The organism is Frankia sp. EI5c, assembly GCF_001636565.1.
Classification (GTDB): Bacteria; Actinomycetota; Actinomycetes; order Frankiales; family Frankiaceae; genus Parafrankia.
In genome coordinates this window covers 206979-226849 of the sequence record NZ_LRTK01000008.1, presented here as the reverse complement: position 1 = coordinate 226849, position 19871 = coordinate 206979, and the positions used below count along the sequence as shown (strand labels likewise).

At 72.3% G+C, this 19871-nt stretch carries 18 protein-coding genes and 1 pseudogene; 6 read left to right on the top strand and 13 right to left on the bottom strand.

What is annotated here, in order from left to right:
- Window positions 1-70 precede the first annotated feature (70 nt).
- From UG55_RS07250 to UG55_RS07230, 6 genes are all read left to right on the top strand, one after another.
- Entirely contained in the window at window positions 71-814 is a 744-nt protein-coding gene (locus UG55_RS07250; protein WP_066064591.1) for an SDR family NAD(P)-dependent oxidoreductase, read from the top strand.
- A gap of 48 nt (window positions 815-862) precedes the next feature.
- Entirely contained in the window at window positions 863-1633 is a 771-nt protein-coding gene (locus tag UG55_RS07245; RefSeq protein WP_066064588.1) for an SDR family NAD(P)-dependent oxidoreductase, read from the top strand.
- An 81-nt stretch (window positions 1634-1714) separates the two neighbouring features.
- The gene (locus UG55_RS07240) at window positions 1715-2299 is read left to right on the top strand and encodes a nuclear transport factor 2 family protein (RefSeq protein WP_066064586.1); all 585 of its coding nucleotides are present in this window, start codon (window positions 1715-1717) and stop codon (window positions 2297-2299) included.
- Window positions 2300-2517: 218 nt separating this feature from the next.
- Complete coding sequence (locus UG55_RS07235) at window positions 2518-3204, top strand: hypothetical protein (protein ID WP_128422883.1); 687 nt, start codon at window positions 2518-2520, stop codon at window positions 3202-3204.
- A 77-nt stretch (window positions 3205-3281) separates the two neighbouring features.
- Window positions 3282-3488: a hypothetical protein gene (locus tag UG55_RS33215; protein WP_242423840.1), complete on the top strand. Its 207-nt coding sequence runs from the start codon at window positions 3282-3284 to the stop codon at window positions 3486-3488.
- An 80-nt stretch (window positions 3489-3568) separates the two neighbouring features.
- Window positions 3569-3826, top strand: coding sequence for a 4a-hydroxytetrahydrobiopterin dehydratase (locus tag UG55_RS07230; protein ID WP_242423839.1), 258 nt, complete (start codon window positions 3569-3571; stop codon window positions 3824-3826).
- 1161 nt (window positions 3827-4987) lie between these two features.
- Here the strand turns inward: UG55_RS07230 and UG55_RS07225 are convergent.
- The 13 genes and pseudogenes from UG55_RS07225 to UG55_RS07170 all read right to left on the bottom strand — a co-directional run bounded on the left by UG55_RS07225 (window position 4988) and on the right by UG55_RS07170 (window position 19555).
- The gene (locus UG55_RS07225) at window positions 4988-5395 is read right to left on the bottom strand and encodes a GNAT family N-acetyltransferase (RefSeq protein WP_066064583.1); all 408 of its coding nucleotides are present in this window, start codon (window positions 5393-5395) and stop codon (window positions 4988-4990) included.
- A gap of 161 nt (window positions 5396-5556) precedes the next feature.
- A complete protein-coding gene (locus tag UG55_RS07220) occupies window positions 5557-6102 on the bottom strand; it encodes a flavin reductase family protein (protein ID WP_199865068.1) in 546 nt (181 codons plus the stop codon).
- Between the two features lie 5 nt (window positions 6103-6107).
- Complete coding sequence (locus tag UG55_RS07215; RefSeq protein ID WP_083986510.1) at window positions 6108-7415, bottom strand: LLM class flavin-dependent oxidoreductase; 1308 nt, start codon at window positions 7413-7415, stop codon at window positions 6108-6110.
- A 35-nt stretch (window positions 7416-7450) separates the two neighbouring features.
- Complete coding sequence (locus tag UG55_RS07210) at window positions 7451-8656, bottom strand: SfnB family sulfur acquisition oxidoreductase (protein WP_066064580.1); 1206 nt, start codon at window positions 8654-8656, stop codon at window positions 7451-7453.
- Window positions 8653-10080 carry an LLM class flavin-dependent oxidoreductase gene (locus tag UG55_RS07205; RefSeq protein ID WP_066064578.1) on the bottom strand — a complete coding sequence of 476 codons (1428 nt, stop codon included), beginning with the start codon at window positions 10078-10080 and terminating at the stop codon, window positions 8653-8655. The genes UG55_RS07210 and UG55_RS07205 overlap by 4 nt, the downstream gene beginning before the upstream one ends.
- Window position 10081: 1 nt before the next feature.
- Window positions 10082-11455 (bottom strand): acyl-CoA dehydrogenase family protein, encoded by a 1374-nt coding sequence (locus UG55_RS07200; RefSeq protein ID WP_083986509.1) that lies wholly within the window; start codon window positions 11453-11455, stop codon window positions 10082-10084.
- A pseudogene (locus tag UG55_RS46830) lies at window positions 11452-12334 on the bottom strand (LLM class flavin-dependent oxidoreductase); the annotation flags it as partial. The gene UG55_RS07200 and the pseudogene UG55_RS46830, both read right to left, overlap by 4 nt.
- A gap of 1 nt (window position 12335) precedes the next feature.
- Window positions 12336-12849, bottom strand: a 514-nt coding sequence (locus UG55_RS46825) for an LLM class flavin-dependent oxidoreductase (protein ID WP_396230825.1), incomplete at its 3' end; no start/stop codon positions are given.
- A gap of 25 nt (window positions 12850-12874) precedes the next feature.
- Window positions 12875-14180, bottom strand: a 1306-nt coding sequence (locus UG55_RS46820; RefSeq protein ID WP_396230824.1) for an acyl-CoA dehydrogenase family protein, incomplete at its 3' end; no start/stop codon positions are given.
- Window positions 14180-16069, bottom strand: a complete 1890-nt coding sequence (locus tag UG55_RS07185) for an ABC transporter ATP-binding protein (RefSeq protein ID WP_066064574.1) — start codon at window positions 16067-16069, stop codon at window positions 14180-14182. The genes UG55_RS46820 and UG55_RS07185, both read right to left, overlap by 1 nt.
- Window positions 16066-16968 (bottom strand): ABC transporter permease, encoded by a 903-nt coding sequence (locus UG55_RS33210; protein ID WP_242423838.1) that lies wholly within the window; start codon window positions 16966-16968, stop codon window positions 16066-16068. The genes UG55_RS07185 and UG55_RS33210 overlap by 4 nt, the downstream gene beginning before the upstream one ends.
- A complete protein-coding gene (locus UG55_RS07175) occupies window positions 16965-17903 on the bottom strand; it encodes an ABC transporter permease (RefSeq protein ID WP_066064568.1) in 939 nt (312 codons plus the stop codon). The genes UG55_RS33210 and UG55_RS07175 overlap by 4 nt, the downstream gene beginning before the upstream one ends.
- Complete coding sequence (locus UG55_RS07170; RefSeq protein ID WP_066064565.1) at window positions 17900-19555, bottom strand: ABC transporter substrate-binding protein; 1656 nt, start codon at window positions 19553-19555, stop codon at window positions 17900-17902. Before UG55_RS07170 ends, UG55_RS07175 begins: the two co-directional genes overlap by 4 nt.
- Window positions 19556-19871: the final 316 nt, after the last annotated feature.

Below are 19871 nucleotides of genomic sequence, written 5' to 3'. Positions count from 1 at the left end.
CTTCCGCGCTTTCCGCGCTTTCCGCCCAGGCCGCACGGCCGGGCGCCCAGCCAGCGAGGGGACGAGTGACATGACACGGGTGGCTGTGGTCACCGGGGGCGGGTCAGGAGTCGGCCTGGCGATCTGCCGGCACCTGGCCGGCGCGGGCCTGCCGGTGGCGATCCTCGATCTGAACGGCACCGCCGCCGGGAAGACGGCGGAAGGGCTGCGTGCCGCGGGCGCGACGGCGATCGCGGCCGAGGTCGACGTCGCGGACCGCGGGTCGGTCGAGGCCGCGTTCGATCGGGTGCGCGCCGAGCTCGGGCCCGTTCAGGTGCTGGTGACCAGTGCGGCGGTCTCGGGTTTCACCCCGTTCGAGGAGATCTCCCTCGACCAGTGGGACCGGTACGTCGCCGTCAACCTCACCGGGACGTTCCACTGCGTCCAGGCCGCGATCGGCGACATGGTCGCCGCGGGGTGGGGCCGCGTCGTGACGATCTCGTCGGCCGCGGGGCAGACCGGCGCGGTGCGCCAGGGCCACTACTCGGCGACGAAGGGCGGTGTGATCGCCCTGACCAAGGCCGTCGCGCTCGAATACGCGGCGAAAGGGATCACGGCGAACACCATTCCGCCGTTCGCGGTGGACACCCCGCTGCTGCGCGACCAGCAGAGCGCCCGGAACCTGCCGAAGACGGAGATCATCGCCCGGATGATCCCGGCCGGCCGGGTCGGGACCCCCGATGACATCGGCGCCACCTGCGCCTTCCTCTGCTCGGAGGCCGCGGGCTACATCACCGGCCAGGTGATCGCCGCGAACGGGGGCGCGGTCCTGTAGCGGCGGCTCCGCCGCGCGCCTGGTTGTTTCGGACGGAGGAGGATTTCGGTGCGTGACAGGTTTTCGTTAGTGGATCGGGTCGCCGTCATCACCGGTGGTGGCACCGGGATCGGGCAGGCCTCGGCGCTGGCACTGGCCGAGTACGGTGCCGACGTCGTGCTCGCCGCGCGGCGGCCGGAGCCGCTGGAATCCACGGCCAAGGAGGTCGAGGCCCTGGGCCGCCGGGCGCTCCCGCTGCCGGCCGACGTCACGAAGGCCGCGGAGTGCCAGCGGATCGTCGACGCCACGCTGGCGGAGTTCGGCCGGCTGGACATCCTGGTCAACTGCGCCGGCGGCGCCGAGACGAAGTCGATCAGAAAGTGGACCGAGGAGGAGTGGCGGCAGGTCCTGGCCCTCAACCTCGACTCGGTCTGGTTCCTCTCCCAGGCCGCCGCGGCGCCGATGCTGGCGCAGGGCAGGGGCGCGATCGTCAACATCTCGTCCGGCGCCAGCCTGCTGGGTATGCCCCAGGCCGCGCCCTACGGTGCGGCGAAGGCCGGAGTGAACAACCTGACGGCGTCGATGGCGGCCGCCTGGACCAGCAGGGGCCTGCGGGTGAACAACATCGTCGTCGGGGCGGTCAACGCCGCGACCCTGACCGACGATCTCGCGCGGCAGGGCATCGACCCGGCGCTGATCGCCCGGACGAACGCCTCCGGCCGGATCGGCGAGCCGGCCGAGATCGCGAACGCGGTCCTGTTCTTCGCCTCCGACGCTGCGAGCTACTGCTCCGGCCAGTCCCTCTACGTCCACGGAGGCCCCGGCCCCGCCGGCATCTGACGGCATCTGATGGCGTCCGGCGGCCTCCGCGTGGCGTCCGACCAGCCATCCAGAGCACCAGCGCGAAAGTCAGGGAGCAGCATGAGCACCGGCAGCGAACCCAGCGAACTCGACGGACTCGGCGAGCTTGCGGAGCTGCGCCGCGAGGTCCGCTACCTCAGGGACCGGCAGGACATCCTCGACTGCGTCAACAAGCAGTCCCGCGGTCATGACCGGCATGACGCCGACCTGATGACCAGCGTGCTCGCCGAGGACGGGATCGACGAGCACGGCCCGGTCACCAACATCGGCGCGGAATACGGCCCGTGGGCGAACAAGCAGCACTCGATGGCGTTCGCGGATCACCTGCACAACATCACGACCCACACCTGCGAGATCGACGGCGACGTCGCGCACGCCGAGAGCTACGTCATCGGCACCATGGTCGGCAAGGACGGCAGGACCCTGGCCTTCATGGGAGGCCGTTATCTCGACCGGCTGGAGCGCCGCGACGGCGCCTGGAAGATCGCGCTGCGGCGCTGCACGATCGAGTGGGCCTTCACCGCGGACGCGTCCTTCCTGAACTCGGGTGCCTTCAAGGGGTTCCTCAAAGGCACCTGGGACACCGACGATCTGTCCTACGCCCGCCCTCTGCTGCCGGACACCGGCCCCGCCGTCCGCTGGTAACGCACCTTCGGCGGATGGGCACAGCGCACCCGCCGATCGGGTGGTGGACGCATCCGCCGTCCGCCGACGGGCACGGAGCGCACGGCCTCGGCGACGTGATGCGCGTCCAGCATTGTCAGGGAATGAGGTGCCCCATCTTTTCCGGACAGCTACCCCTAATAGAATAGGGGAGGTCTGGAAGGGTGAACCCGGGGCGGTTCATTGGGGAGGTGGTCATCGTGGCCATCGACCGGCGCACGTTTCTGGCGGGAAGCGGTGCTGGATTCCTGGTCGGGGGCAGCGTCATGCCCCTGGCCTCATATCAGCGGGTCGCACCCGAGGCCATCGAGCACCTGGCCGGCCAGCTTGACGGCTACTACCGCGCCGACGCCGCACTCGGCCCCCACACCGTGATCCCGTCGGTGCTCGTGCAACAGGAACTGATCCGCCAGTTCCTGCGGGTGGCAAACGGGTCCGCGCGGCATGCGCTGCTGCGCACGAGCGTCGCCTACGCGGGTCTGACCACCTGGCTCTACCAGGACGCGGGAGACCTGGCGACCGCGTCGCACTGGGCGAACCAGGCGCTCGAACTCGCGCACCGGGTGGGAGACACCCAGCTCGTCCGGCACGCCCTGACCAACAAGGCGATGATTTGCACCGATCAGCAGGACGGGCCCGGCACTCTGGACCTGACCAGCGCCGCCCTGGCGGACGAGAACGGCCTGTGCGCGAAGGTCCGGGTCCAGGCGATGCAGCAGACCGCCCACGGCTACGCCCTCATCGGTAACCGGCGCGGGACCGACTACGCCTGGACAAGGCCGCCGCGCTGCTCTCCCGGGTCGATGACGACTACCCGTGGTTCAACGCCTGCCGGCGCACCCCCGGCTACATCGAAGTCCAGCGGGCAACCTGCTACAACCGGCTAGGCCTCGGCCGGGAAGCCCTGCCGCTGTGGGACCAGGTCATCTCAGCCCTCCCGGCCACGGCTCGCCGTGACAAGGGCGTGTACCGGGCCCGGCAGGCTGTCGCTCTCGCCCAGACCGGCGACCCAGAGGCGGCGGCCGACGCCGTGGCCCAGGCTGTCACCGTCGCGCAGGAGACCAGTTCGGCGCGGCTACGCCAGGAACTGCACGGAGTTTGGCACCACCTCACGCCGTGGCATGACCATGAGACCGGCCGCGAGGTCAAAGCCCTGCTGGCGACGCTGTAGGAAGGACCACGAGCATGGGACTACGGGACCCGCTGCCGACCGACGAGGTCACCCGACGTCTATCGAAGCTGGAGGGATAGGTGAAAGCCGAGGACCGCGAGGAGATCCACAAAACCTTCCCCGTGGAGTACTTCGCCGCGATCGAAGCTCTCGGCGCCGTGGCCGAGGCCGCGAAGGAACTGGAGCACCACCCGGACGTCGAACTGCACTGGGGAGAGCTGACGTTCAGCCTCACCACCTACACCGCCGGCCAGCGGATCACCGAACTGGACTTCCTGCTGGTAGATCGCATCGAAAGCGTGCTGGCCAGCTACGTCCAGGCGGAAGCGGCCGGATAGCCGAGTGGGCCTTCACCGCGGACGCGTCCTTCCTGAACTCGGGTGCCTTCAAGGGGTTCCTCAAGGGCACCTGGGACACCGACGACCTGTCCTACGCCCGCCCCCTGCTGCCGGACACCGGCCCCGCCGTCCGCTGGTAGGCGCCCGCCATCCGCTGGCGCACGCGGGAGAGGCGGAACGTTCCACGTCTGTGACGTCACCGAGTTCGCGGCGACGGTTCCGGTACCCAGGGGCCGATCCCGCTGATCCGCTGGACGGAGTAGCGGATGACGAAGCCGGGTTTCCTGGGGGCCGGGAACTCCGCCTCCGGGGCTTCAGGTACCGCCCCAGATGCCCACTGACCAGATCGTCTCCGTCCAGGCCGATCCAGATGACGGAGACCTGCCGTCTCCCGGCGGCCACCGATGCCCGGCTCGCCCCGGCCGCACCGGTTAATCATCCGACGGTGAGGACCAGCTTGCCGGTCACCCGCTCCGTGCCACCCACCGCGTGCGCCTTCGCCGCCTCCGCCAGCGGGAAGGGCGCGGTCCGGTGCACAAGGTGGGGTGGTCCGGGGCAGCGGGTCGGGTGGCTGGTCCGTGGCCGGGCTGGCAGCGGTGACAGACCTGTCTGATGAGACGGCGCACCCCGGGTGGCGGGCCGGGTCGCGAGGCCCGACGAGCGACCGCCCCGGGCCGGTACCGGGACACCGCCGCCCCGCCGCGACGTCCACCGCCCCGCCCGCGGGCACCTCGGCCAACGGCCAGCCGGCCGAGGCGCGACTACCGGGCCGCCGCACCCGGCGGAGCCCGCCGCAACGCCGCTGCCAGGGCTTTCAGAGCGCGTACAGGCCCCGCCGCAGCCGTCGCCCACCCCTGCGCCGCGGGTCCGCGAGTGTTCGCCGACGGCGACTCAAGGGCTCGTTGTGTCTCTGCTCCCGGCGGGGTTGTGCCGCCTCCGCCGTCGTGGTTGTCAACGCCTCTTCCGAGGAGACACAACGAGCCCTTCAGTCACCGCATCGCCACTGTCGCGCCGGCACCCGAAATGCCGGCCGCCACTGTCAGATGACCGAACGCACCCGCCCATCCGCCCGGCCCGGCCCGGCCCCCGCCACGGCAGGTGCCGCCCGCTGCGGACCCGCCTGGCACCGCGGACGTCAGGTACGCCGGCGCTGTGGGTGGCTCAGGGCTGCGAGTTGAGTACCCAGGCGGAGTCGTGCTGGGTGAATCCCAGGCGCGGGTAGTAGCCGCGGGCGGCGGGGGCGGCCAGCAGCACGATCTTCGCCCGCGGGGCCTCCCGCCGGACGGCCTCGATCATCGCCCGTCCGATACCGGCGTTCTGATGCTCGCGGACGACCGCGATATCCGCGAGGTAGGTGACGTAGGAGAAGTCGGAAAGCGCTCTGGCGAAACCGACCAGGACACCGCCGAGCCACGCGCCGACCACGAGGTTGGCGTTGCGGACCATGGCTTCGAAGAGCTCGCGGTCCTCGACGGGGCGCCGCTGCCCGAGGCCGGAAAGTTCATAGACCGCGAGAACCTCGTCCAGGTCGGCCGCGGTCGGGTCGAGCCGCCCGATCTTCCAGTCCACGCAGAGCCTCCCATCGCGCACATACGACTTTAGGGTTCGTGGCCGGTTCGTGGCCGGTTCGTCCGCGGCGGAGGCGCAGGCTGTGCCTCCGCCGCACCGGCGCTGCCCAGGGCAGGCCGGTGCGGCGCACCTCCCGGCTCTGCCCGCGGTGGCCCGCGGGGTCAGATGTGTTCGAGGCGGTGGAAACGGCTGGCGTGGAAGACCAGTGGGTGGATGTCATGGGAGGCGTCGAGGTCGTGGACGCGCAGGACGATGATGTCGTGGTCGCCGGCCGGGATCTGGGCTTCGATGCTGGTGTCCAGCCAGCCGCTGGCGTCGGCGAGCAGGACCGCGCCGTCCGCGGTCGCGTGCCAGGTGAGGCCGGCGAAGCGGTCGGGTTGGCGGGCGGCGAGCTGGCGGCCGGCCTGGGCCTGCGCGGCGGAGAGGATGCTGATCCCGATCCGCGGTGCGCGGGCCAGGAGCGGCCAGGTCGACGACGTGCGCGCGATGCAGACCGAGACCAGCGGCGGGTCCAGCGACACCGAGGTGAACGAGCTGGCCGCCAGCCCCACCGGCACCCCGTCGACGACGGCGCCGATCGCGGTGACACCCGACGGGCAGGCGCCGAACACCCGGCGCAGGTGGGTGGTGTCCGCGACGGTGGGCCGCGCCGCCGCCGGCAGCCCAGCCGCCGGCAGCGCCGCCGCCGGCGGCTGGGCGGATGACATCGTCGTCATGACGCGGCTCCAGCCCCGGTCGCGACAGCCCCGGTCGCGACAGCCCCGGTCGCGACAGCCCCGGTCGCGACAGCCCCGGTCGCGACAGCCCCGGTCGCGACAGCCCCAGCCCCGGCCCTGGTCCCGCCCCCGGGCGGGGGTTCGGACGGGGGTCCGGAGCGGGCGCCGAACGGAACGGCCGCGACCGAGGATCGAGCCGGGGCGGCCGGGTGCCGCCACCGGCCGCGGCGGGCGAGTTCCGGCAGCACGCCTTCCCCGAACCAGTACGACTCTTCGAGATGCGGGTAGCCCGACAGGACGAACTCGGTGATGCCGAGCTCCGCATACTGCTCGATGAGGTCCGCGATCTGGGTGAAGCTGCCGACGAGGGCGGTGCCCGCGCCGCCGCGCACGAGCCCGACGCCGGCCCAGAGGTTCGGGTGGATCTCCAGCCCGTCTCGGGTGCCGCCGTTCAGGGCGAGCATTCGCTGCTGGCCTTCGGATTCGCTGCGGCGCAGACCATCCTGCACCCGCTGGATCTGCTCGTCGGAGATGGCGGCGAGGAGCCGGTCGGCTTCGGCCCAGGCCGCTTCGGGGGTGTCGCGGGCGATGCTGTGCAGGCGGATGCCGAAAGTCAGCTCGCGGCCTTCGCGGGCGGCCGCCGCGCGCACCTGGGCGATCTTCGCGGCGACCGCGGCGGGGGGTTCGCCCCAGGTCAGGTAGACGTCCGCGTGGCGGGCGGCGATGTCGATCGCGGCCGGGGAGGAACCGCCGAAGTAGATCAGCGGCGCCGGGTCGGGGCACTGGCTGAGAACGGCGTCGTGCACCTCGTAGTGCTTGCCGACATAGCTGAGCGGACGTCCCGTCCACAGAGCGCGGACGATTTCGAGGAACTCGCCGCACCGCTCGTAGCGGGCGTCCTTGTCGAGGAGGTCGCCGAACATGCGCTGCTCGTGGCTTTCGCCGCCGGTGACGACGTTCAGGAGCAGGCGTCCGCCGGTGAGGTTCTGGAAGGTTCCCGCCATCTGCGCGGCGAGGAACGGTGAGACCAGGCCGGGCCGGAACGCGACCAGGAATTTGAGCCGTTCGGAGACCTGGCTGAGCATCGCGGTGGTGATCCAGGCGTCCTCGCACCAGGCACCGGTCGGGGTCAGCGCGGCGGTGAAACCGAGCTGTTCGGCGCTGCGGGCCACCTGGCCGAGGTAGGGGACGGACGCGGGGCGGCCACCGGCGCCGTCGATGTCCGTGCCGTGGCCGCCGCCGACCACGTGCCGGCCGTCGCCGCCGTTGGTGGGCAGGAACCAGTGGAAGGTCAGTTCACTCATCGTCAAGCCTCCGCTTCGCCGGGTCTTGCGGCGGATCACAACTGGCCGTGGTTGGGGGGCGGGGTGCCGTCGACGGCCCAGCGGCCGAGGTGCTGGACCTTCCACGCCGCCGGGTCGTGCAGGGTGTGGGTGCGGGCGTTGCGCCAGTGCCGGTCGAGGCGCAGGCTCGCCGCGGCGGAGCGGGTGCCGGCCACTTCGAACAGCCGGCTGCCGGCGTCGACCGCGGCGGCGGCGGCCGACGCGCGGGCGGCGGCGACCGCGAGGCTCGCGGCGCCCGCCGTCGGGGCGGTCAGTTCGGCGTCGGCGGTGTCGATCGCGTCGGCCGCGGCCGCAAGCAGGGCCTCGGCGGCGCGCACCGCCAGTTCGAGCTCGCCGAAGGCCCGCACGACGAGGGGGTCGTCGGCGGCCCGGTCGACACCGGCGTCGGGGTAGGGGCGGCTGCGGTCGCGGACGAACCCGGCGGCGTCGCGCAGCGCGGCGCGGGCGATACCGGCGTCGATCGCGGCATGCAGGAGCTGGGCGAACGCGCCGAACGTCTGCGGCCCGTCGAAGGTGACGGCGTACGGGGTGATCCACTCCTCGGTCACCGGGACGTCGGCGAGGACGACGCTGCCGCTCGCCGTGGTCCGCTGGCCGAGTCCGTCCCAGTCGTCGATGACGTCGACGCCCGGGGCGTGCCGTCGCACCCAGGCGACGTGCAGCGGGCCGTCCACACCGAGGTGGGCGAGGACGGGGATCCAGTGGGCGAGCAGGGCGCCGGTGGCGTAGAACTTCCGGCCGGTGAGCAGCCAGCGCCCGGGGCCGTCGGGGAGCAGGGTGGTGCGGATGTCGCGGATGTGCCGGGTGCCGGCCTCCGACTGGGCGTTGCCGAACCGGCGCCCGGCGAGGACCTCGGCGAACAGCCGGGCCTGCTGGGCGGGCGTGGCGTGCAGCCGCAGGTGGTTGACGTAGACGAAGTGGCTCTGCGGGATCTGGCCGATGCTGGGGTCGGCGGCGGACAACAGCCGGATCACCTCGACGACGGTCCGGGTCGGCAGGCCCGCGCCGCCCCACCGGGTCGGGACGGTGATCGCCAGCAGGCCGGAGGCGCTCAGGCGGTCGAGTTCCGCGGCGGGCAGGACGCGTTCGGCGTCCCGGTGCGCGGCGCCGGTGGCGAAGTCGTCCGCGAGCTCGGTGGCGGCGGCGACCGCGTCGCCGGCGGTGAGCAGCGGTACGTAGGCGGTGTCGATCGGCGGGCTCATACGACACCCGCCGCCGCTGTCTGCTTCGCCGCCGCTTCGGCTTCGGCCCAGCTGCGCGGGCCGTGGGTGAAGGCGCCGCGGTACCGGGCCGCCGGGTGGCGGTCGTTGAGCCGGTCGTAGCCGAACAGCTTGCGCCGCAGCGTGCCCTCGGCGTACTCGGACTGCGCCAGCCCGCGGTCGCGCAGCTCGGGCAGCAGCAGGTCGGCGAACTCCTCGAAGGAACCCGGGAGCACCCAGTTGATCACGTTGAGGCCGTCGACACCGGCGTCCTGCCAGCGGGTGATCTCGTCGGCGATCTGGCTGGGAGTGCCGACGACCCGGCTGCCCCGCGCCCACCGCAGGGAGAAGTCGCCGACGGTCGGCTCGCGGTCGACGATGTCGCGGGCGAGCCATTCGATGAAACCGCGCGCCGTGTTGGTCCGAACCTCCCGCAGCGGGGTGTCCGTGGGGTAGACCCGGCCGTCGAGGTCCACGATCGCGGCGTGTGCGGCGTAGCCGTCGGTGCTGACGTACTCGTCGTAGTAGTCGGCTTTCGCCTGGGCGTCCTTCGGGTTGTCACCGATGACGAACGACAGGCCCTGGAAGAAGGTGATGTCCTCGGGGCGGCGGCCGTAGGAGACGGCGAGCGCGCGGGTCTCGGCGATCTGTTCGCGGGCGAGTTCCGGGGTGGACGCGACGAGGAAGACGGCTTCGGCGTTACGGGCGGCGAAATCCCGGCCGGCACGGGACGAACCCGCCTGGAAGAGCACCGGTGTGCGCTGCGGCGACGGCGCCGGCAGGAAAGGGCCCTCCACCCGGTAGCGCTCACCTCGATGGTAGATCTTGTGCACCTTGGACGGGTCGGCGTGCAGCCCGCGTTCCCGGTCCTTCAGGAGCGCGCCCTCGTCCCAGGAGCCCTCCCACAGCTTGTAGGTGACGTCCACGTACTCGTCGGCCCAGCGGTAGCGCTCGTCGTGGTCCGCCAGGTCCTCGTGGCCGAAGTTCCGGTAGCCGTTGCCCTGGGTGCCGGTGACGATGTTCCAGGCGATCCGGCCCCGGCTCAGATGGTCGAGGGTGCTGAGCTGGCGGGCGAAGTTCATCGGATGCTGCTGGAACACGTTGGACGTCGCCGCCAGCCCGATGTGCCTCGTCGTCGCGGCCAGCGCGCCGAGCAGCACCACCGGGTCGTTGCTCGGAATCTGCAGACCCTCCCGGACGTACACGGAGTAGTCGGCGTCGGTGTCGCCGTAGAGCCCGGAGACGTCGGCGAAGAACATCGCGTCGAACGTCGCGCGTTCCAGGGTCTGCGCCAGGCCGGTCCACAGGTCGAGGTCGGTGAAGTCCGACTGGCGGGCGTCGGGGCGTCGCCACTGGCCGTGCTGAATGTGTGAGGTGGTGTTCATCAGGAACGCGTTGAGGAACAGCCGCTGCCTCTTGTCGGTCATGTCACGGCTCCTTTCGGTCGGAGTTCGGCGAAGCGGCGGCGGGAGTTCCCAGCGCGCCCAGGAAAGCGGCGATGGGGTCGGTTCCGTTGAGGTGCCAGTCGCCGACGATGCGGGCCTTGTAGACGCGCGGATTGTGGGAGGAGACGGTGCGCGCGTTGCGCCAGTGCCGGTCCAGCAGGGTGGATGTCGCCAGCGCGGACGATCCCAGCGCGTCGTAGAGGATGGTCGCGGCTTCCAGCGCGGCGTCGGTCGCCGTCAGCTGCGCCTCGTAGACGGCGATGGTGGCCCGGCGCAGCAGCTCGTCCACCTGACGCCGCCGCTCCGCGCCACCGTCGGGCGCGCCACCGTCGGGCGCGTCGGCGGTGAGGGCGTCGAAGGCGTCGACGACGGTGTCGAGGGCACGGGCGGCCCAGAGCACGGACGCCTCGATCGAGGAGGCGAGCGCCCCGACCCGGCCGACGACCTCCTGGTGCTGCGGGTCCTGGGCCGGCACGGCGGCCAGCGCGTGCGGGTAAGCCCTGGTCCGGCGGCGCAGCTGGTCGACGAGGTCGCGGTGCGCGGCCCGGGCGATCCCGCCGAGCGTCGCCAGGTGCACCAGCTGGTAGAACGCCTCCTGGTACGGCGCCCGGTCGGCGAAGGGGTACGACTGCCCGGCGGGAACGGCGACGTTCTCGAAGAACGCGCTGCCGCTGCCGGTCTGCCGCTGGCCGACACCCGTCCAGTCCTCCGCCAGCCGCACGCCGGGGGAGTCCGTCCGGACCAGGACGAGCAGGATCTCCTCCGGGCCAGCCTTGGCGAGCACGCTGACCCAGTCGGAGAAGATGCTGCCGGTGCTGTAGTACTTGCGGCCGTTGAGCACCTGGCTGCCGTCGCCGCCGTCGCCGTCGCCGGCCGGGGTCAGCGTGGTGACCAGGTCCAGCATCGTGTCGCCGCCGATCTCGGACCAGGCGCCGCCGAAGAACGCCCCGCCGACCAGCTCGCGCCGCCAGCGCGCGTGCCGCTCCCCGTGCCGGGTGTCCTCGACGAAGGCCAGGTGGTTACGCCAGATCTGCGGCAGGTTCGAGTCGGCCGCGCCCAGGTCCAGCAGCAGCGCGAACAGCTCCTCCAGCGACACCCCGAGCCCGCCGGCCTCGACCGGAACCCGCAGCGCGCCGAAGCCGGCCTCCTTCAGCAGCCGCACCTCCTCGAAGGGCTGGGTGCGTTCCGCCTCATGGCGCAGGCCCGCGGCGGCCACCCGCGCGAACAGCGGCGCGAACCGCGCACGCAGGTCCCGGCGATCCAGCCCGCGCAGGCCGGGCGCGGCGGCGGGAGTGGTGGCGGGCGTGGCGGCGGGAGTGGCGGCGGGCGTCGACGGGTCGGGCAGCGTCGTCGTCATCGGGCCAGCTCTCCCGCTCCCACGGCCGGCGGCGGGCTGACCCGCGTGTTCCGGGCGGGATGGCGCTCGGTGATCCGGGCACCGCGGCCGGCGAAGAGCCGCTCGCGCAACGTGCCCCCGCCGTACTCGCGCCGGGCCAGCCCGCGGTCGCGCAGCACCGGCACGACGTGGTCGACGAAGTCCGTCAGGCTGCCGGGGACGATGATCGAGCCGACGTTGAGCCCGTCGATGCCGGCCGCGGCCCACTCCTCGATGACGTCCACGATCTGTTCGGGGGTGCCGACGACCCGGGAGTTGCGCGAGACCCAGCGGGCCAGGTCGGCGACGATCGGCGTGGTGCCCGCCGGGGCGTTGCGCAGGATCGTCTCGGTCAGGCTCTGCACGCCCCGCACCCGCCGCCCCAGCTCCACCAGCGGCTCGGACGGATCGGCGACCCCGAGATCGATCCCCATGTGGCCGCCGACATGTGCCAGGCTGCCTTCCAGGCTGAGGTATTCGTCGAGGTCGCGTTCCTTGCGCCGGGCCTCCTCCTCGGTGGACCCGACGACGTAGTTGAACATCGGCAGGAAAAGGATGTCCTCCCGGACACGGCCGTAGGCCGCCGCGCGCCGGGTTATGTCCGAGATCACCTCGCGGTGTTCCTGCGGGTTCGACGAGGGAATGAACACCGCTTCGGCGTGCCGGGCGGCGAATGAGCGCCCGGCCTCCGAGGCACCGGCCTGGAAAAGCACCGGGGTGCGCTGCGGGGACGGTTCCACCGAATGCGGGCCGCGCACCCGGTAGCGCCGGCCCTCGTGGAAGATGGGCCGCACCTTCTCGGGGTTCGCGTAACGCCCCGACTTGTCCCGCTCGACGGCGTCGTCCGCCCAGGACGCCTCCNAGAGCTTGTACGCCACGTCGACGTACTCGTCGGCCCAGCGGTACCGCTCGTCGTGGTCCTCCATCGCGTCGTGGCCGAAGTTCTGGGCGGCGCTGTCCAGCGCGTTCGTCACGATGTTCCAGCCGACCCGGCCCCGGCTGAGGTGGTCGAGGGTGGAGACGCGGCGGGCGAAGCTGAACGGGTGCTCCTGCAGGATCGAGCTGGTGAACGTCAGCCCGAGATGCTCGGTCGCCGCCGCCAGCGCGGCCAGGAGCATCGACGGGTCGTTGCTCGGGATCTGCAGGCCCTCCTCGACGAAGATGTCCGTCGACCCGCGGTAGGGGGCGTACACACCGACGATGTCGGCGAGGAAGAGCGTGTCGAACGTGCCCCGCTCCAGTACCTTCGCCAGGTCGATCCAGTGCGCCAGGTCGTTGAACTCGTGGGAGCGGCTTTCCGGATGCCGCCACAGGCCGTGCGTGATGTGCGAGTTGGTGTTCATCCGGAAAGCGCTCAGTACCAGCTTCCTGCTCATGGCCGCGCCTCCTGCGCGTTGTTCNCGCCGGTGGCCCAGAAATACTGCAGGGGCGCGCCGTTCACGAGATGGTCGCCGACCAGGCGGGCCTGGTAGACAGCCGGATTGTGGGAGGAGACCGTCCGCGCGTTCCGCCAGTGCCGGTCCAGCTGACGTCCGACACTGGTGGCGGACGCGCCACCGACCTCGAACAGCAGCGTGGTCGCCGGCAGCACCAGGTCGATGACGGCCAGCTGCGCGCGGACGGCGGCCAGCTCGGCACCCTCGATCACCGCGCCCGGATCGCTGGCGTCAGAGTCAGAGCCGGAGCCGGAGCCGGAGCCGGAGCCGGCGACGATGGCGTGGTGGGCGCGCTCCACCTCGGCCGCGGCGGTGAGCACCGTGGCCTCGGCGGCGAACGCCGCCGCCGAGATCCGTCCGACGACCTGCTGGATCAGCGGGTCGCCCGCCGCGGTCGGCGCCGAACCGTGGCTGTACACGCGGGTGCGGGCGCGGACGAAGTCGGCGGCGTCGCGCGCCGCCGCGCGGGCGATCCCGGCCAGCACCGCCAGCAGGACGAGTTCGACGAAGGCGGAGAGGTGCGTCCGCTCGTTCTGGTCGGCCTCCAGCACGGCACCGGCGGGCAGCAGGACGTCGGTCAGGATGGTGGTGCCGCTGCCGGTGAGGCGTTGGCCGAAGCCGTCCCAGTCGTCGACGAGGTCGACACCGGGCGCGGTCGCCGGCACGACGAAGGTGCGCAGACCCTCGGCGGTCGTCGCCGGGACGAACACCTCGTCGGCGAACAGGCTGCCGGTGCTGTAGTACTTGCGGCCGGACAGTGTCCAGGTGCCGTCGGGGTTGCGCACCCCGGTGGTGCTCAGCTCGCCGACGCGGGCGCTGGTGCGTTCGTGGCTGGCGTTCCCGAAGATCGTGCCGCTGCCGGCGCGGCGCAGCAGGGCGCGCGGGGTGTCCGCCGCGGCGGCGGTCCGCAGCTGCTCGATGAGGGCGAAGTGCGCGCGCAGCAGCTGCGGGATGTTCGAGTCGGCCTCGGCCAGCTCGATCAACAGCCGGAACAGCTGCGTCGGGCTCGCCCCCTGCCCGCCGAACTCGGCGGGGACGCTCACCGCGGTGAAACCGGCGTCCCGCAGCCAGCCCACCTGCTCGTGCGGCAGGACGCGGTCGCGTTCACGGCCCACCGCGCCGTCCGCGATCCGCGCGAACACGGGCCGGTAACGGGCCAGCAGCTCGTCGTCGCGCGGACCGGGGGCGGCGGCGACCGGGGCCGGGGCCGGGGCCGGTGGCGGGGGCGCGGTGTCCGCGGGGGCGGGGGGCGCCGGTGCGTCGATGCTCATCAGTCGCTTCCTTTCGCCAGGCTCGGCGCGGGTGGCGCGGGTGGGGTGGTCGGCGCGGTGGTCCGGGTGGGCACGGCGCTCAGGGCGGGGACGGCGCTCAGCAGCGCCCGGGTGTAGTCGTGCCGCGGCCGGTGGAACACGTCGTCGGTGCGCCCGGCCTCGACCACGTGGCCGTCCTTCATGACGACGATCCGGTCGCTCAGATGGCTGATCACCCCGAGGTCGTGCGAGACGAACAGGTAGCTGAGCTGGTGCCGCTGCTGCAGGTCGCGGAACAGATCCAGCACCTGGGCCTGGATCGAGACGTCCAGCGCGGAGACCGGTTCGTCCAGGACGATGATCTTCGGTTCGCTGGCGAGCGCCCGGGCGATCGCGACCCGCTGCCGCTGCCCGCCGGACAGGTACAGCGGACGGCGGTCGGTGAACCCGGCGGGCAGGCCGACCGAGTCCAGCAGGTCCGCGACCCGGCGCCGGACGGCGGCGCGGTCCAGACCGGCGTCCCGCGGCACCGCGTCCCGCAGGATCTGGCCGACGGACCAGCGCGGGTCGAACGAGCCGAGCGGGTCCTGGTAGACGGCGGTGATGGTGCGCCGCCGCGCGCGCCGGGCGGGCTCCGGCACCGCCGACCACGGCGCCCCGTCGAGGACGACCGCACCCTCGTCCGGTTCGACCAGGCCCAGCACCATGCGCAGGGTGGTCGTCTTGCCGGAGCCCGACTCGCCGACGATGCCGAGGGTCTCGCCCTGCCGCAGCTCGAACGAGACCCCGCTCACCGCGGTCTTCCGCTCCCCGCCGGGCAGCCGGAACGCCTTCGACACGGCACGCACCTCGAGGACCGGCGTGCCCTGCACCGCCGCGCCCGGCGCCGCCACCTGCGCCGGAATCTGCACGCCGGTGCCGGTGCCGGTGCCGGTGCCGGTGCCGGTGCTGGCGTCGGCGTCGGCGTCGGCGGGCCCGGGCCCGGGAGCTGGGACTGGAGCGCCGGGGGCCGCGGAGAGGCGCTGGCCGCGGGAGCGCAGGGACGGGATGGCGCCGAGCAGCGACCGGGTGTACGGGGACTCCGGCGCCGTGAGGACCTTCTCCACCGGGCCGCCGTCTACGACGTCACCGTCGCGCATGACGAGGACGTCATCCGCGATCTGGCTGACCACGGCGAGGTCGTGGCTGATCAGCAGTAGCGCCTTGCCGCGCTCCTTCGCCTCGCGCAGCACCGCGATCACCTGAGCCTGGACGGTGGTGTCCAGCGCGGTCGTCGGTTCGTCCGCGATGAGCAGCGGCGGGTCGAGGACCAGGCCGGAGGCGATCAGCGCCCGCTGGCGCAGCCCACCGGACAGCTCCCCGGAGCGCTGCCGCGCCCGGATCTCGGGTTCGGGCACGCCGACGCTGGTCAGAACCTCGATGACGCGGGCGTGCCGCGCCGCCCGGTTGCCGTACCGGTGGACGCGCAGGGCCTCGCCGATCTCCGCACCCGACGGGCGCAGCGGGTCGAGCGAGACGAGGGCGTCCTGCAGGACGAAGCCGATGTCCTTGCCGCGCAGCTGGCGCCAGGCGCGACCGCCCAGGCCCAGCAGTGGACGTCCGCGGAAGGCGAGCGTGTCGGCGGTGACCGTCGCCTGGGCCCCGGCCAGCCCGACGAGGCTGCGCGCGGTGACGCTCTTGCCGGAGCCGGACTCGCCGACGATGGCCAGCGACCGGCCCGGCTCGAGCCGGAAACTCACCCCGTGAACCACCTCGGTGCGACCGGTGCGACCGGTGCGACCGGTGCGGCCGCCGCGACCGGAGCCGTGCCCGAAGGCGACCCGAAGGTTCTCGACCTCCAGCAGCGGCGCCGTCGCCGCCGGGCCGTCGCCCGCGGTAGTGGCGGTGTCGGGCAGCGTTGTGGCGGTCACCTCCGCCCCCTTCCGGACAGTGCGAACTGCAGGTGACGTCCGACGACGGTCGCCGAGACGGCGGTGAGGATGACGACGAGACCGGTGAAGACGGGCAGCCACCAGATCTGCAGGATGTAGCTCTGCGCGTCGGAGAGCATCGCCCCCCAGTCCGGCGCCGGCGGGACGGCACCGAACCCGAAGTAGCTCAGGGTCGTGCTCCAGATCAGCGCGCCGCCGACGTTGAGGAACGCGAAGGCCACCAGCGGCTGCAACGCGTTCGGCGCGACGGTGCGGGCGATGACGCGGGCCGGGGAGTGCCCGAGCACCCGCGCCGACTCCACGTAGCCGGAGTCGCGCACCACGAGCACCTGGGCGCGCACCAGCCGGGCGAGCCCCGGTGTCAGCGCGATCCCGACGGCGACGGTGGTCACGACCAGCGACTTGTCGAAGATCGTGAGGATGAGCAGCGCGAACAGGAAGCTGGGGAAGGAGAACAGCACCTCGATCAGCCGGCTGATCACCGCGTCGACGACGCGGCCACCGAGCCCGGCGAGCAGCCCCAGCACGGTGCTGAGCACCAGCGACATCACCGTCGCGGCGTAGGCCACGGCGAGTGAGTCGCGGGCCCCGTGCACGATGCGGGCGAAGACGTCCCGCCCGGACTGGTCGGTGCCGAACGGGTGCGCCCCGGACGGCCCGGTCAGCGCCTGGGACGGATCGATCTCCAGCGGATCGGTGTCGGTGAACAGGGTCGGGAACGCCGCCGCCAGGGTGACCACGAGCAGGAACAGCCCCGCGAGCACCACCCCGGGCCCGAGCGCCCGCACCCCGGGCACCCACGACCGCGACCGGGACCGCGACCACGGCCATGACCAGCGGGGCGTCCCCCCGCGTACCGGGTTCTCGGCGAGGCTCATGACCGCCTGATCCGCGGGTCGATGATCGGGTAGAGAAGGTCGACGACGAGCGTCGCGAGCACGTAGACGATCGCCGCGATCAGCACGATCGCCCCGGTCAGCGGGACGTCGTTGGTCGTCACCCCCTGCAACAGGGTGGCGCCCAGGCCGGGGCGCCCGAAGACGCTTTCGACGATGACCGCCCCGGACAGCAGCCAGCCGAGGGCGAACCCGGAGACCGTCACCCCGGGAATCGCCGCGTGCCGCAGCACGTGCCGCAGCCGGACCGCCAGGTCAGCGGTGCCACGTGCCGCCGAGCTCAGCACGAACGGCTGTTCCAGGGAGTTCTCGAACGCCTCCCGGGTGACCTGGCCGAGGTAGCCGGCGAGCGGCAGCGCCATCGCCAGCGCCGGCAGGACCAGCGCCTCGAACCCGTCCCCGCCCGAGACCGGGAACCAGCCCAGGTGCAGGGAGAACAGCAGCAGCAGGCCGACCGCCAGCCACAGCTGCGGGACGGAGATCGCCAGCATCTCCAGACCGGAACCGATGCGGCGCACCGGCCGCGACCGCCCGGCGGTGAGGATGATCCAGCCGATCGCCAGCGCCCAGGCGGCCACCAGCGCGCTGATCGTGAGCTGGAAGGTGGGCCAGGCCCGGTCGGCGAGGATCTGGCGGACGCTCTGGTGCAGCGAGTAGGAGTCGCCGAAATCCCCGGTGGCGGTGTTGCCGAGGAAGGTCAGGTACTGCGCGAGGATCGGCCGGTCGAACCCGTACTCCTCGATGATCGCCGCGCGGGCCTCGGGTGTCGGGGTGTGGATCGACCCCGCGACGGCGGCGACCGGGTCACCGGGCAGCAGCCGCATCGCGATGAAGGTCAGGGTCGCGGCGGCCCAGATCACCAGGACCGCGGCGAGCAGCCGGCCCGCGGCCCGGCGCCACAGGTGGGACGTGCTCATGGGTTGACCCAGGCGCCGTGCAGGCTGAGCAGGCCGAGCGTGGGCTCCAGTCGGATGCCGTGCGCCTTCGACGCGGACGACACGACGCGGACGCTTTCGGGGAACAGCCCGGTGCCGTACGCCTTGTCGCTGTAGATCTTCTGCGCCTCGGTGTAGAGCGTCGCCTGGCGCGCCGGATCGGTCGTGGTCGACGCCTCGTTCACGGCCGCGGTGAGCTCCGCGTCATCCAGGTAGTACTGGGCGATGAAGTCCGGCGAGGCGTAGAGCAGCCGGAGGACGTCCGCGCTGTTGAGCGTGTACTTCTGGATGAAGATGTGCGAGCTGCCGGCCTGCAGCGCCTCAAGGAACGCGGGGAATCCCGACGCGATCGGGTTCAGGGTGACCTGGAATCCGGCGCGCTTCGTGGTCGCCTGTACCTGTTCGGCGACGGACCGGTAGCGGATGAGGTCGGGTCCGCCGGCGGTTTCGGTGTAGTACGTCCAGGTGACGGCGAGCCGCTTGCCGTTCTTCGTGCGGTAGCCGTCGGAGTCGCGGCCGGTCCAGCCCGCCTCGTCCAGCAGCTTCGCCGCCTTCGCCAGGTCGAAGGTGTACGTGCTGCGGTACTGCTCGGCGAAATGGGTGGTGGTCGGGCTCAGCACGCCCGGGCGCTCGTACAGGCCGAAGAAGACGCTTTTCAGGGCGGCGTCGATGTCGGTGGCCTGGAGAAAGGCCTGGCGGACCTTCAGATCGTCGAAGGGCGCGATCTTCGTGTTGAAGTCCAGCCCCCAGGAATGCCCCGGGTAGTCGTGCGAGATCACCGCCAGCTTCGAGTTCTTCCGGGCGGCGACCTCGCTCACCGGCTGCAGGCCGTCGGCCGCGTCGACCTGCCCGTTGCTGACCGCGCCGAAGCGCGCGGAGTCGTCCGGGATGAACTTCCAGACGACCTTGCTGAGATAGGCCGGGCCCTGATGTTCGGCGCTCGCCGGCGCCGAGTTGTAGTCCGCGTTGCGCTCCAGCACAGCCTCGCTGCCCGGCGTGTAGCTGCGCACGACGAACGGCCCGGTGCCGACCGGGCTCTTGCAGTTCGTGTCCTTGTCGCGGGCGAGGGCCGTCGGCGACTGGATGCCGACGAAGGACTGCGCGATCTCGGCGAGGAACGGGGAGAAAGGCCGGCTGAGGGTGACCCGCACCGTGCTGTCGTCCACCACGGAGGTGTCCGTGACATAGATCAGGTACTGCGCGGCGGAACCGCCCTCGCCCGGCCCGGAGATGATCCGGTCGAAGTTCACCTTGACGGCCTGCGCGTTGAACGGCGTCCCGTCGGTGAAACGGACGTCCGTACGCAGTTTGAAGGTGTAGGCCGTGCCGTCCGGGGAGATCTCCCAGCTGCTCGCGAGCCAGGGGTGGATCTTCCCGGTGGAATCCTGGTGGACCAGGGAGTCGAGATACTGGTTGGCGAACAGCGCCTGATGCATGTCGCCGAGTACCTGCGGGTCGAGGCACGACGGTTCCTGCTGCTGGGCGAAGACCAGCGTCCCGCCGCTCACCGGTGTGCCCGGGTCGGCGGCGGCGGACGTCGCGGTCGAACCGCCGCCGCAGGCGGTGAGCGCTCCACCGAGCACGAGTGCCGCGACCGCGGGGGCGGCGAGTCGTGGCGGAACGAGTCGGATCATGGTCGGGGTCTCCTTGAGTTCTGTGGCGGGGTGCGCGGGATGTCCCTCCGCCGGTCGAGGCGGAGCGGTGCACCGGCGACGGCGGTGGTCGGCAGCGTGATCACATCGACGTTCGGCACCGGTTCGGCACCGGTTCGGCCGCGGGTGGCCGCGGTGTGCCGCGGGGTGGCCGCGGGGTGGCCGCGGGACGGCACGCGAAGCGCGGCGCGGGCCGCGGTGAGTCGGACACGGAGCCGGTGTGCGTCCCGGCCGGCCGCCGTCGGGAAGGCCCGACTCCGCTCAGTTCCGCTGGTACGCGCGCGGTCCGACCGCCGGG